Genomic DNA, 13609 nt, shown 5'->3' on the forward strand with positions numbered 1-13609 from the left:
CCGGAACTGTTCAGACAATGTCCCCGAACGCGCCGCCATGCAATCGTCCTCTCGCCCATCGCCGGGATATCGCGACGGTTGACGGTGACCTACAGCATATGAACGGTCACATCCGGGCAGGCTTTCCGGGCAATGTCGCACAGGTGGTGGTGATGGGTCAGGTAGATGACCTGTCCGACGCGCGCCATCTCCGCCATGAGGCTGAAGGCGCGCCCCGCCCGATTGTCGTCGAAGGTTTCCATGATGTCGTCGGCGATGAACGGCAGCGGTTCGCGCGTCGCGGCAATCTCGTGATAGCCGGCCATGCGCAGCGCCAGGTAGAGCTGGAAGCGGGTGCCCTTGGAAAGATCGCGCGCCAGCTTGGATCCGCCGCCCGACGCATTGGCGATCAGGAATTCCTCTCCCTTTTCCGCCTGTGTCGTCAGGCCGGTATATTCGCCGCCGCTGATGGCGCTGAAGGCGGCGGAGGCGCGCTGCATCATGGCGCTGCGATGGCGCTCGCGGTAGAGGCGAAGCGCCGTTTCGGCCGCCAGGATGCCGACGCGCAGCCGCAGATAGGCCGCCGCCCGCTCCTCGATCTCGACCAGGACGGTCCGGCGGCGTTCCTCGATATGGGCCGCCGCATCGCCGCCGCCGATTGCGGCCAGCGCCCGTTCGGCGTCGCGGCGCTCGGCATGCAGTTCGCTCGCTTCCCTGTCGCACTGCTCCAGCCGCGCCTTGAGCGCCTCCATTTCCAGCCGCAATCCCGGCTCGTCGACGGCGCTCAGGATCATCTCCGCGGCTTCCGCGCCCTCGGTCCCCAGCCGCGTGGAAAGATCGGCCTCGGCCTCGGCGATCCGTTCGCGCAGGCGCCCGCGCGCCTTGGCCGCTTCCAGATGGCGGCCGACCTCGACCAGGCTGTCGCAGCCGAAAAGCGCGAACATGCCGCGCTTGTGCAGGTCGTGACGCGTTTTCGTGTCCGCCAGTGCGCCGCGTTCGACGGTGCGTTCGGCAATCTCCTGCGACAGCCGCTGGAACAGGCTTTCGTTGCGCTCGGCCTTGGTCAGCCGCCCGCGAACCGCCTGGAACAGAGCAAGCGGATCCTCCTCCGCCGGCAGGGACAGGCGTTGGGCAAGCGCTCTCACCCGCGCTTCGAAGGCCACCCGGTCCTTGCCCATGCCGTCGATGCGGTGGTCGAGATCGGCCTGGCGCTGGACGAGCTTGTCGAGGTCCTGCAGCACCGCCAGTACCGGCACCGCCTCCTGTGGGGACGGAAGGGAGCCGTCAGTGGCAAGCCATGTCGGCTGCAGCGTTTCGGTCCATCGATCGGTCCAGTGCGCCATGTCGGCATCGGCCGCGGTAGAAGCGACTTGCCGGGATTGCAATGCGGCCTGCGTCTTCGCCAATGCCTCGGCTGCCGCCAGTTGGGCGCGCTGCGAGGATTGCAGCGCATTCACCGTCTGCGCCGCAACAGAGAGGGCATCCTCCAGCCGCTCCGGGAGATCCTTCGCGAGGCCGAGCTTCTGCATGGCCTGCGCCAGCCGCCGATGCGCGGCTTCCTCGTCCGCCGCCGCCAGCCGCAAGTCCTGACGCGCGGTGCGAAGCTGGTTGCGCGTCTCCAGCGCCTGGGTCCGCTTTGCAAGCCATGTCACCAATTGATTGAGCTTGGTATCCTGCGCCAGGCCGCAAGCGTTCGCCGCGGTGGAAATCTCCGCCCTCAGGACGGCAAGCTCCGCCAGCACCGCCTCGTGCTGGCGGTGAAACGAAGTCAGCCTGCCATTGCGCTCGGCAAGAGACAGGGAAAGCGCTCTTGCCTGGGCAAGCTCAGTAGATCGCGCCAGGCGCAGCGCCACGGCCTCGTCGTCCTTTTGCAGGGCCGCCTCGAACAGGCGGGCGCTCTCGCCATCCAGGCGCTGCGCATGATCGAGCCAGGCGCGGTCGCGCTGCTGCCTCAGCGTCATCGCGACATCGTCGCCGGCAAATCCGCCGTTGCGGGTCATCTCGCCAAGCCGCGCCTCTTCCGCCGCGACGAGCGCCGTCTCTTCGTCGATCCGCTCGGCAAGGCGCTTCAACTGCTCGCCCAGCGTCGTACGCCGCGCCGTCCAGTCGGCGATCTCGGCCTCTTCGGGAACCGAAAGAACAGCCAGCGCCTCGGCATCGAGCACTGGGGGCGAGAGGCCTGCCAGCCTGTCGGCAAGCTGGTCTTCAAGAAGCGCGATCTGCCGGTTTGCCGCCTGCTGGCGCAACAGGCAATCATTCTGCCGCAGATTTTGCAGCAGCTCGGCAAGCAGCGCCGGGCCGGCCACATCCTGCGGCCCATCGCCCTTCACCAGCGCCGCGTGGCTTTGCGCCGCTTCGCGCACCTCATCCTCGGCCAGACGCAGTTCGCGCCGGGCTGTTAGCTGGCGTTCGTTGATGGCGGAATGGGTCTGGGCCAGGTCCTGAATGCGGCCGGCCGTAGCGGCCGGCAGGAGAAGGCTCGCCGGATCGGATATATCGACGCGCTCAAGCCTGGCGAGACGCGCGGCGATATCGGCGGCAATCTTTGCCCGCTCCTCCAGCCGGGTCGGCATATCGCGCGCCGCCGTCCGGTGGCGGGCCTCGAGTTCGGAGCGCTCCAGATCCGCGATATCGCCGGAGAGCGAAAGCACGGCCGGATCGCGCTCGATTGCCGCAATCTCCGTCTCGCGCCGCTCCAGATCGCCGTCGACCTGCTCGATCCGCGCTGCGATCTCGGTTTCCTCGCGCTGCAGCTGCGGCAGCATTGCGTGCCAGGCGACCGGCGGTTCGGGGGCATCGGCGAAACCGGCAAGCTCACCGCGCAAGCCCCGTAGCCGTGCCAGAAGCGGCAGGCCCTCGATCCGGTCGCGGGCCTGCGCAAGGTTGACGCGCAGTTCGGCACGCTGGCTGATGGCCGCCTCGTGCCTTGCCGCCGCCGCCTCCAGCGCCTTGCGCAGGCTTGCGAATTCGCGTGCATTGATGTCGATGCCCTGTTTTTCCTCCTTCAGGGCATCCAGTTCTGCCTTCAGCTCCGCCAGGCCATGCTTGCGACCCTGCGGCCTGTAGAAGGCATCGGCCTGCGCCCGGAGGCCCGAGAGGATGGCATTGCTGTCCGGCAGGCCGGAACTGGCCGAAAACAGCAGTGCCCCCAGCTCTCCCTCGCTTTTCAGGATGGTCTCGCCGCCCTTCTCGATGCTGTCGTCGTCGAGCGAGAACATCATCTGATAGGTGGCCCGGTCTATCGAACCGAGAGCGGGCGAAAACAGGCCGTCCGGCAAGGGCTGCTCGTCGGCGCCGATGAGCGAATTCTGGTTGCGCTTCACCCGGAAGGCTGAATGCACCCTGCCGCCGGTCTCCACCATGCCGCCCACACGCATCGTCGGATAGGGATGCTGGAAACCGTAACCGCTCAGCCGCTCTATCCCGAACAGGAGATCGAGAAAGGCCGAAAACAGGGTCGATTTTCCCGCCTCGTTCGGCCCGTAGACGAGATGGAAATCAGGACGGCCGGAAGGCGCCGCACCGAAATCCAGGCTGCGCTCGGTGAATTTGCCATAGCGGACGAGATCGAGACGGTGGAGGCGCATCAGCGGGGGGCCTCCGCGGCATCGCCGTGCAGATAGGCAAGCACGTCGTCACTGCCGGCAAGCGCGATCCGGTCGAGAAACCGCGCGGCCGCCGCCTCATCGCCGGCGAGGTTTTCGCGCAGTTCACGCGGCAATTGCGAGAGGAGTTCGTCGAGAGCGGCCTGCGCCTGTTGACGAAAGCCATGGGACGGCAGCACCTCGGAGCGGATCAGCCCCGCCAGTTCTTCAACCGGGTCGGGGCCTGAGACGACACCTTCGGGCGTGAGGCCCTGGCATTCGATCTCGATCTTCTCGATCCAGCAGCCATTGAACCCGGCCACCAGATTGGAAAATTCGGCAAACAGGAATTCCGGGTCGCGCCTCAGCTTCCAGGCAAGCGGGGTCGCGCCGGTCAGGAAAACGCGAAGGATGAGATGGTCGGCGCCGATCGCCTGCCGCGCTGTGCCGATCGCCTGCCCCGCCCTGTCGAGCATCGACCGCCAGTCATCGGCCCCGCCCAGATCGACGGTGACGCGCTCGAAGACGGCCTGGCCGATCTCATGTTCGCGATGGTCCAAAATGCCGTCGTCACTGACCGTAACCAGCGTGACCGTTTTCGGCCCGGCCTCGTTGATGTCGCGGCCCTGTGGCATGCCGGGCATGACGATCAGGGGCTTCTGCGAATGGATCTGGCGCAGATGCACGTGACCGAGCGCCCAATAGTCGAAGCCATGGCCGGACAGTTCGGCGATGCTGCAGGGCGCATAGGGATCGTGCCCAGGCGCGCCGGCCAGGCTCGTATGCAGCATGCCGATATTGACGGCATCGGCGACGGGCTGCTGGAACAGCGGCAGCAGGCTGTCGGGTGCGTGCGGATTGGTGAAACCCACGCCGTGGATATGAACCGCGCGCCCGTCGTCGAGCATCTTTGCCTGGACCGGCTTCGCCTTGCCAGTGAACACATGGACATTGGCGGGAAAGGTCAGCTCGCGTGTCATGGTGGATTGCGAATCGTGATTGCCTCGAATGAGGAAGACGCGGATGCCGGCCGCTTCCAGCCGGCGCATTTCGCCGGCCAGGAAAAGCGCCGTGTTCATCGAGGTCTGCGCGCCATCGTAAAGATCACCGGCGACCAGCAGCGCATCGACATTTTCTGCAAGGCACAGATCGACGATCCGCGTCAGCGCGGTGCGCGTCGCGCCGCGAACCAGTTCGGCAAGCTCGGGGTTTTTTAAGGCGAGGCTGCGCAGCGGAGAATCGAGATGGAGATCGGCGGTGTGAACGAAGCGGAACGGCATGTCCAACCATGTCCCGCCGGGCGCGGGCGCGTCAATCCTGCCAGGCCCTGCCCACGCTTCTATCCCGCGCTTTTGGCTGATCGCCGGGCGGCCGAAAGCCTTCGATCGATCATATCAAAGCCCGATTTGACAAATGCGGCAGAAAGCCTGCTAATTTGACAGGGCAATTCACAATATCCATATAAATGACATGAAATCGACCGTCGAAGTCTCCGAGAAGCTCTTTGAGCTCTACCACCGCGTTCATCGCCTCATCAACGAATCGATGACGGAGGAAGGCGTGTCGCTGGCGCGCAGCAAATTCCTGTTTTTTCTCAGCAGGCTCGGTCCCTGTCGCTCGACCGATATTGCCGGGGCGCTGAAATTTGCGCCGCGCACAGTGACGGAAGCGATCGACGGGCTGGAACGCGACAAGCTCGTGGTCCGAAAGCCGGACCCCGAGGACCGGCGTGCCAAGATCGTGTCGATCACCGATGTGGGCCGTGTCGTGCTGGAGGCGGCCGAATATCCGCGCAAGCAGCTGATCGAGGAAATCTTCTCCACGCTCGACGACAAGCAGCTCGACCAGATGCACCAGATCGTCACCCAGCTGGTCGCCAAGGCGGAAGAGATCCGCCGCCGCAAGGCCGGCGGCGACGAAGAGCCCGCCTCCGGTTGGCGCGCCTGTCTCAAGCGCTCTCCCCCGCGGAAATAAAAAAGGCCGGATCACCTCCGGCCTTTTCGCTTTATGCCGCAAAAGGCTACATCGCGTTCATCGTGCCGATCGGAAAGAACAGCGTCTCGCCGGAGGAATCGTCCACGCCGTCATTGTCGGTGACGACATAGCCGTTGCCGGCGGCATCGACCGTAAAGCCTTCGACCTTGTCGAGGACATAACCGCCCGAGGCCTTCAGTTCCGGCAGGAGATCGCGGACCTCTTCCTTGCGCACGACAGGAAGTTGGCCACCGAGCTTTGCTGGCTTCAGATCGGCCAGCGCCACGCGGTAAAGCTTCTTCAACCGGGCGGCAGCACCGATCAGATTGTCGCGTTCGATAAGATAGGCGTGATCTCCGTGCACGGTGATTTCGGAAAGTCCGACCCAGCCCTGTTCGGTCTTGTCGAGCGGATAGCGCACGGCGCCCCATTCCTTCGAGGACGGCTTGTAGGAGACGAGCTTGACGAAACCCTTCTCGTCATCGCCCCACTCCCGCTGCATGGCCATCCAGAGAACCTGCTCATCGCCCTCCCCGACGCTGGTTATGCCTTCGAAGCCGAAGCGCTTTTCGCCGGCACGCAACTCGGCCGGAATTGCAATCTCCTTCTCGATTTCACCCTTCCCGTTCACATGAATGATGGCATGGCCGTAGAGCTTGTCGGCATCGCCTTCATTGGCCAGCCAAAAGCCGCCTTCGCCATCCGGCGTCAGGCCTTCGCTGTCGAGCTTCTGCGCGGCGGCACCATTGCGGGTGATGCGCAGGGCGTCGATGATCCTGGCCGGCTTCTGTGTCGCGTCGATCGTGAAGATCGTCGGCTGCGACGCGTAGAACGAATCGTTGACGGCATAGAGCATGCCCGGCTTGTCCTTGACCGCGGCAAGGCCTGACAACGCGCCAAAGCCGATCAGTTCGCCGTCCTTTTCGGTGGAGACGATCTGCGGATAGGCCGCTTCACCGTCCGCGCGCTCATAGATCATCACATGCGAACGGGCGCCGCCGTCTTCGACGAGGTCGGTTTCGTTGGCTGTGACGAAGAGATTGCGGCCTGGAATGGCGACGGCGCCTTCCGGACCGACGCCCGACGGCAGCAACTGGAGGAGCTTCGGCTCCGCACCAGTGTCCTTGTAGACGCCGACGATCGACGCACGCTCTGCGAGAACGAAGAAGAGGTCGTCATCTCCGAACCTGGCGGCTTCCAGACCTTCCGGCTCGACGCCCTTCTTGTTGCGCTTGTCGGGATAATGGCCGATTTTAGCGATCTCGCGCTCGAAGGCGGAGCCGTTTTCATAGAGAACCTCGCCGGTCTTGTCGAAGATGGTGAAGCCGCGGGCACCGCCCTTCCAGTCGCCTTCATTGGCAACGACGAGGCGGTCGTCGTCCAGCCACTTCACGGCATCGGGCTCGCGGGCAACATCCTTCGCCTCGCCGGTAAATTTCAGGGCGCCGTCCTTCTTCGTATCGATGCCTTCAAGGCTGACGCTGCCGGCCGAGAAGTGGCTCTTCACCTCGCCCGTCTTGCCGTCGATGATGACGATATGATTGTTTTCCTGGAGCGTGAGTGCAATTTCGCCGAGGCTGTTGAACGAGGCAAATTCCGGCTCCGGGTCGTCGCTGGCGACATCGGCAAGGCCGGTCAGTGTGACATGCCTGATCGAACCGCAATCGACCACGCCATCCTTGAGCGACAGCAGCACGAGATCGCCGGCCGGCATCTGCGGGATGTCGCCGTCATTGACCTCTTCGTCGCGCTCGTTCTCGATGGCGACGGCGGCGATGGTCCCGTCCTTGTTGAGCGCGATGGAGTCCGGCTGGCCGCCGAGGTCGCAGGTCGTATCGACCGCCTTGGAGGCGAGGTCGACCTGGGCGAGCATGCCCGACGGCTTGACGAAGCTTTCGCGCGTGTTGATGGCAACCAGCGCCTTGCCGCCGGCAATGGTCACCGAGGTGGGTTCGCCTTCGAACTTCAGAATCCCGGCGGGCTTCGGCGCCTTCGGATCGGCGATGTCGATGAAGCCGATCGCCTTCAGCGGGCTGTCGGAATAGACAAGCATGTTGCCGTCTTCACTGGCCGCGATGATTTCTGCAGAGGTCACGGTTTTCCCGTCGATATCGGCGGGCAGATTATCGGCGACGGCGAACGAGGCGATGCGGTTGAACATCGGCTCGGCCGATGCGCCGAATGCAGCCGACGCGGCCAGTGCCGTGGCGAGCGCTGCGGTCAGTGGTAATGTCTTCACGGAAATCCCTCCAATAGGTTCAACACGGAGGGTTTGTGATCGGGCTGTGTTACACGCGGATGACAGCGAAACGAAAAGAGGCCCGGACGAACCGGACCTCTCATCAACCTGCTCTCGGACCGCGGCACTTAGGCGGCGGTGTTCCGATGAAACATGAACTTAGTTCACGGAGTCCTTCAGACCCTTGCCGGCGGAAAACTTCGGCACGTTGCGTGCCGGAATATCGACTTCTGCGCCCGTGGACGGATTACGGCCCTTGGATGCTTCGCGACGGCTAACCGAAAAATTGCCGAAGCCAACGAGACGGACGTCGCCGCCGTTCTTCAGTTCTGCCTGGATGACGTCGAAGATTGCATCAACTGCGGACGATGCGTCAGTCTTGGAAAGTCCGGCCTTTTCGGCAACTGCCGATACGAGCTCATTCTTGTTCATGTTTCCACCCCTTTCAATACGGTTCGAAACGACTCAAATTGTAAGCCGGGGGCAGCATACGCAAGACCCTCGCCTTCGCAAACCCAATCGCTCCGAATGCGCGAGGATGCAAGGCTTTGCGAGAGGTTTTACATAAAAAAGACCGGCAAAATCGCCGGTCTTCCACTGTTTCCGTGCCAAAATGGCGCTGACCCTGCGGCAGGCACCATCCAGGCTTCAGGTCAAGCCCTAATGGGCGATCGATACCGAACTGTCATCCGCCGGATCGGAAACCGCGATCGGCACGGCCTGCTTGGCCGGGTCCCACTCGATCGCGACCGGAACCCTGAGCAGCGCATGGCTCAACACTTCGCCAATATGCGAGACCGGTACGATCTCCATATTGTTCTTCACATTGTCCGGAATATCCGCCAGATCCTTGGCGTTTTCTTCCGGGATCAGCACCTTCTTGATGCCGCCGCGAAGCGCTGCGAGCAGCTTTTCCTTCAGGCCGCCGATCGGCAGGACACGACCGCGCAGCGTGATTTCGCCAGTCATCGCCACGTCCTTATTGACCGGAATGCCGGTCATGATCGAGACGATCGCGGTGGCCATGGCAACGCCGGCCGAAGGACCGTCCTTCGGCGTGGCGCCTTCCGGCACATGCACGTGAATGTCGCTCGTGTCGAAGCGCGGCGGCTCGATGCCGAAATCGATGGCACGCGAGCGCACATAGGAGGCAGCCGCGGAAATCGATTCCTTCATCACGTCCTTCAGGTTGCCGGTCACCGTCATGCGGCCCTTGCCGGGCATCATGACGCCTTCGATGGTCAGAAGCTCGCCACCGACCTCCGTCCAGGCAAGACCGGTGACGACACCGACCTGGTCTGTCCGCTCGGCTTCGCCGTGACGATAGCGCGGGACGCCGAGATAGTCGTTGATGTTCTCGGCTGTGACTTCGACCTTGTCGGTACGACCCTTCAGGATTTCGGTCACGGCCTTGCGGGCGAGCTTCATCAGCTCACGCTCGAGGCTGCGCACGCCGGCTTCCCGCGTATAGGTCTGGATCACCGCAGAAAGGGCGCCGTCCGTCACCGAAAACTCCTTCGGCTGAAGGGCGTGGTCGGCAATCGCCTTGGGCAGCAGATGCCGCTTGGCGATTTCGAGCTTTTCCTCTTCCGTGTAACCGGCGATACGGATCACTTCCATGCGGTCCATCAGAGGCGCCGGAATGTTCAGCGTATTGGCGGTGGTGATGAACATCACATTCGACAGGTCATATTCCACTTCGAGATAGTGGTCCATGAAGGTCGAGTTCTGTTCCGGATCCAACACCTCCAGCAGGGCCGAAGACGGATCGCCACGGAAATCCTGGCCCATCTTGTCGATCTCGTCGAGCAGGAAGAGCGGGTTGGACTTCTTTGCCTTCTTCATCGACTGGATGACCTTGCCGGGCATCGAACCGATATAGGTGCGGCGGTGACCGCGAATCTCGGCCTCGTCGCGAACGCCGCCAAGTGCCATGCGGATATATTCGCGGCCGGTCGCCTTGGCGATCGACTTTGCAAGCGAGGTCTTGCCGACGCCGGGAGGACCGACGAGGCACAGGATCGGACCCTTGATCTTCTGCGAACGCGCCTGCACGGCCAGATACTCGATAATCCGCTCCTTGACCTTGTCCAGGCCGAAGTGATCAAGTTCGAGCACTTTTTCAGCGTGGTTAAGGTCGGTCTTGACCTTGGACTTCTTCGACCACGGGATGCCGAGCAGCCAATCGAGATAATTGCGCACGACGGTGGCTTCCGCCGACATCGGGCTCATCTGCCGCAGTTTCTTGACTTCCGCATCGGCCTTTTCACGGGCTTCCTTGGAAAGCTTGGTCTTGGAGATGCGGTCTTCCAGTTCGGCCATCTCGTCGCGGCCTTCCTCGCCGTCGCCAAGCTCCTTCTGGATCGCCTTCATCTGCTCGTTGAGGTAATATTCGCGCTGGGTCTTTTCCATCTGGCGCTTGACGCGCGAGCGGATGCGCTTTTCCACCTGCAGGACGGAGATCTCGCCTTCCATGAAGCCGAGTGCCTTTTCAAGGCGCAGCTTGACGCTGGTCGTCTCGAGCATTTCCTGCTTCTCGACGATCTTGATGGAGAGATGCGAGGCAACCGTATCGGCGAGCTTGGAATAATCCTCGATCTGGCTGGCGGCACCGACGACTTCCGGGGAAATCTTCTTGTTGAGCTTCACATAGCTCTCGAATTCGGAAACCACCGAGCGGCTCAGCGCCTCGATTTCGACCGGGTCTTCTTCCGGCTCCGACAGAGGATGCGCCATCGCTTCGTAGAATTCCTCGCGGCGCGTATAGCCGTCGATTTCCGCGCGCGAACGGCCCTCGACGAGAACCTTGACGGTGCCGTCGGGCAGCTTCAGCAATTGCAGGACATTGGCGATCGTGCCGATCTGGTAGATGGCGGCGGGCTCCGGATCATCGTCACTTGCGTTGATCTGGGTCGCCAGCATGATCTGCTTGTCGGTGCCCATCACCTCTTCCAGAGCGCGGATCGACTTCTCACGACCGACAAACAGGGGCACGATCATATGCGGGAATACCACGATATCGCGCAGCGGCAGCACCGGATAGGTCGCGCTCTCGCTTGTCTGAGACGTTTTGCTCGTCATGTCATTTCCTTTCCGTCCCGTTTCCGGGCGCGTTACCCGAAGCCTTCAAGTGCGTCGGGTCCTCATTCCTTCCACTGTCAGGTGGAGTGCGCCGGGTCTGTTTTCAACCCTTCGCCGACGACCGCCCTGGCTGTGCCATCGCCGGATATTAAACGTTGTCTGACTGTCGCGGACCTTGCCACGGTAAACGCTCCGAGGTTCCATCGACACAGAATCATTACATGATCGCGGTCCTGGCCACCATTGGCAATCGCGAACAGCAACAGAACCGTCCTTCGGCATATCCCGGTCAAGCGCCCTACGCATCGAAGCCATGCAAAATAGACAAGCCTGAACAGGTCGATTGGTTCCGCCTCGGCCCAGGCGGCGTGTGAGTCGCCGTGAAATTCTGTGGCATAAAAAAGGCCCACACATGGCGGGCCTTTTCCGATGATGGCAAGCTCGTGGGATCAGGCCGAGACATTGGCCTTTTCGTCCGCGCGCTCCGAATAGATATAGAGCGGCCGGGCGGAACCCTTGACCACCTCGTCCGAGATGACCACTTCGCGAACGCCTTCCAGCGTCGGCAGCTCGAACATGGTGTCGAGCAGGATCTTCTCCATGATCGACCGCAGGCCGCGCGCGCCGGTCTTGCGGATGATGGCGCGCTTGGCGATTTCGCGCAGCGCGTCCTCGTGGAAGGTCAGTTCCACATCCTCCATCTCGAACAACCGCTGATACTGCTTGATCAGCGCGTTCTTCGGCTCGGACAGAATCTGGATCAGCGCCTCTTCATCGAGATCCTCGAGCGTCGCCAGCACGGGCAGACGGCCGATGAATTCCGGGATCAGGCCAAACTTCACCAGGTCTTCCGGCTCCAGTTCGCGCAGCACTTCGCCGACGCGACGATCTTCCGGCGCACGCACCGCTGCACCGAAGCCGATCGAGGTCTTTTCGCCGCGTGCCGAAATGATCTTGTCGAGGCCGGCAAAGGCACCGCCGCAGATGAACAGGATATTGGTCGTGTCCACCTGCAGGAATTCCTGCTGCGGATGCTTGCGTCCACCCTGGGGAGGAACCGAAGCGACCGTGCCTTCCATGATCTTCAAAAGTGCCTGCTGCACGCCCTCGCCCGAGACATCGCGGGTGATCGACGGATTGTCGGACTTGCGCGAGATCTTGTCGACTTCGTCGATATAGACGATGCCGCGCTGGGCGCGCTCGACATTGTAGTCGGCCGCCTGGAGCAGCTTCAGGATGATGTTCTCGACATCCTCGCCGACATAACCGGCTTCCGTCAGCGTCGTCGCGTCCGCCATGGTGAAGGGCACATCGATGATGCGCGCCAGCGTCTGCGCTAGATAGGTCTTGCCGCAGCCGGTGGGGCCGACGAGCATGATGTTGGATTTCGCCAGCTCGACATCGGTGCCCTTGGCAGCATGCGCCAGGCGCTTGTAATGATTGTGGACGGCAACCGAGAGGATACGCTTGGCCTGTTGCTGGCCAATGACATATTCATCAAGAACCTTGATGATCTCCTGCGGCGTCGGAACGCCATCGCGGGACTTGACCATCGAGGTCTTGTTCTCTTCGCGGATGATATCCATGCAGAGCTCCACGCATTCATCGCAGATGAATACGGTGGGTCCTGCAATCAGCTTGCGGACCTCATGCTGGCTCTTGCCGCAGAAGGAACAATAAAGGGTATTCTTGGAGTCACCGCCGTTGCTACCGCCGACTTTGCTCATATCACTTTCCTTCCAGCACGCCGGACACCTCCGGAAAGGTGCCGCGGACACTCAACCCGCTCCGTCATCTTTCCGCCTACATGCGCAAAGATGCGGCGCTTTCGGGAGTACGAACCGGCTTCAGACATTCCCTGTCTGATGTCCGGCAGCAACGAATCTCCCACCGAATACCGAATGCTAGGACTTCAAACTTCAACATAGCATTAACGGTCGATATTAACGGCTTTGGCCTGCGGATAAACCCCTAGAAGGGTTACAAATGTGTCACAAATGCCTCTATCCGCACACAAAAGCTTGAATGTCAGGCCTCTTGCGCCGCTTCCATGGCTTCACGTGAGGTGATGACCTTGTCGACGACGCCCCAGCTCAGTGCCTCGTCCGCCGTCATGAAATGGTCACGGTCGAGCGTCTGTTCAACCTCTTCATAGGTCCGGCCCGTGTGCTTGACGTAGACTTCGTTGAGGCGGCGCTTCATCTTCAGGATGTCGCGGGCATGGCGTTCGATGTCGGAAGCCTGGCCTTGGAAGCCGCCGGAAGGCTGATGCACCATGATGCGGGCGTTCGGGGTGGCGAAGCGCATGTCCTTGTGGCCGGCGGCGAGCAGCAGCGAGCCCATGGACGCGGCCTGGCCGATGCACAGCGTCGAGACGGCCGGCTTGATAAACTGCATCGTATCGTAGATCGCCATGCCGGCCGTAACCACGCCGCCCGGTGAATTGATGTAGAGGGCGATTTCCTTCTTGGGGTTTTCCGCTTCCAGGAACAGCAGTTGCGCGCAGATCAACGTCGCCATGTGGTCTTCCACAGGCCCCGTCAGAAAAATGATGCGCTCTTTCAGGAGGCGCGAAAAGATATCGTAGGAACGCTCGCCGCGATTGGTCTGTTCAACGACCATCGGCACGAGGGCCATGGCGGTATCAACGGGATTTCTCATGTCAAACCTTTGTCAAGCCGGCACGCAAACGCTTTCGTGCGCCGGGAATCATCGGGAATATCTCGCTTCATACATAGAGTGTCCCCATACC

General features: G+C 62.0%; 8 protein-coding genes. 1 reads left to right on the top strand and 7 read right to left on the bottom strand.

Translation table 11 applies throughout. The features are described 5' to 3' along the window. Nucleotides 1–89 precede the first annotated feature (89 nt). Entirely contained in the window at nucleotides 90–3566 is a 3477-nt protein-coding gene (locus tag ASD31_RS08415) for an ATP-binding protein (protein ID WP_056331834.1), read from the bottom strand. Beyond that, the gene (locus tag ASD31_RS08420; protein ID WP_056331836.1) at nucleotides 3566–4843 is read right to left on the bottom strand and encodes a metallophosphoesterase family protein; all 1278 of its coding nucleotides are present in this window, start codon (nucleotides 4841–4843) and stop codon (nucleotides 3566–3568) included. The genes ASD31_RS08415 and ASD31_RS08420 overlap by 1 nt, the downstream gene beginning before the upstream one ends. Before the next feature lie 190 nt (nucleotides 4844–5033). Between ASD31_RS08420 and ASD31_RS08425 the strand changes: the two genes are divergently transcribed. Next, nucleotides 5034–5537, top strand: coding sequence for a MarR family winged helix-turn-helix transcriptional regulator (locus tag ASD31_RS08425; RefSeq protein ID WP_056331837.1), 504 nt, complete (start codon nucleotides 5034–5036; stop codon nucleotides 5535–5537). A gap of 46 nt (nucleotides 5538–5583) precedes the next feature. Here the strand turns inward: ASD31_RS08425 and ASD31_RS08430 are convergent, their stop codons facing one another. The 5 genes from ASD31_RS08430 to clpP all read right to left on the bottom strand — a co-directional run bounded on the left by ASD31_RS08430 (nucleotide 5584) and on the right by clpP (nucleotide 13518). Further along, the gene (locus ASD31_RS08430; protein WP_056331839.1) at nucleotides 5584–7776 is read right to left on the bottom strand and encodes an esterase-like activity of phytase family protein; all 2193 of its coding nucleotides are present in this window, start codon (nucleotides 7774–7776) and stop codon (nucleotides 5584–5586) included. Between the two features lie 159 nt (nucleotides 7777–7935). Next, nucleotides 7936–8208 carry a DNA-binding protein HupB gene (hupB, locus tag ASD31_RS08435; RefSeq protein WP_056331841.1) on the bottom strand — a complete coding sequence of 91 codons (273 nt, stop codon included), beginning with the start codon at nucleotides 8206–8208 and terminating at the stop codon, nucleotides 7936–7938. 228 nt (nucleotides 8209–8436) lie between these two features. Next, nucleotides 8437–10857 carry an endopeptidase La gene (gene lon, locus ASD31_RS08440; RefSeq protein ID WP_056331843.1) on the bottom strand — a complete coding sequence of 807 codons (2421 nt, stop codon included), beginning with the start codon at nucleotides 10855–10857 and terminating at the stop codon, nucleotides 8437–8439. Between the two features lie 449 nt (nucleotides 10858–11306). Then, on the bottom strand, nucleotides 11307–12584 hold the full coding sequence (gene clpX / locus ASD31_RS08450; protein ID WP_056331847.1) for an ATP-dependent Clp protease ATP-binding subunit ClpX: 1278 nt from the start codon (nucleotides 12582–12584) through the stop codon (nucleotides 11307–11309). A gap of 301 nt (nucleotides 12585–12885) precedes the next feature. Continuing rightward, nucleotides 12886–13518 (bottom strand): ATP-dependent Clp endopeptidase proteolytic subunit ClpP, encoded by a 633-nt coding sequence (gene clpP / locus ASD31_RS08455; RefSeq protein WP_056331849.1) that lies wholly within the window; start codon nucleotides 13516–13518, stop codon nucleotides 12886–12888. Nucleotides 13519–13609: the final 91 nt, after the last annotated feature.

Origin of the sequence: Rhizobium sp. Root482, assembly GCF_001426565.1 — a bacterium.
Lineage (GTDB): Bacteria > Pseudomonadota > Alphaproteobacteria > Rhizobiales > Rhizobiaceae > Pararhizobium.

Bases quoted from the DNA above. Each gene is read 5' to 3' on its own strand.
- ASD31_RS08425 (WP_056331837.1), top strand. From the start codon at position 5,034: ATGAAATCGACCGTCGAAGTCTCCGAGAAGCTCTTTGAGCTCTACCAC.
- hupB (WP_056331841.1), bottom strand. From the start codon at position 8,208: ATGAACAAGAATGAGCTCGTATCGGCAGTTGCCGAAAAGGCCGGACTT.
- clpX (WP_056331847.1), bottom strand. From the start codon at position 12,584: ATGAGCAAAGTCGGCGGTAGCAACGGCGGTGACTCCAAGAATACCCTT.
- ASD31_RS08415 (WP_056331834.1), bottom strand. From the start codon at position 3,566: ATGCGCCTCCACCGTCTCGATCTCGTCCGCTATGGCAAATTCACCGAG.
- lon (WP_056331843.1), bottom strand. From the start codon at position 10,857: ATGACGAGCAAAACGTCTCAGACAAGCGAGAGCGCGACCTATCCGGTG.
- clpP (WP_056331849.1), bottom strand. From the start codon at position 13,518: ATGAGAAATCCCGTTGATACCGCCATGGCCCTCGTGCCGATGGTCGTT.
- ASD31_RS08420 (WP_056331836.1), bottom strand. From the start codon at position 4,843: ATGCCGTTCCGCTTCGTTCACACCGCCGATCTCCATCTCGATTCTCCG.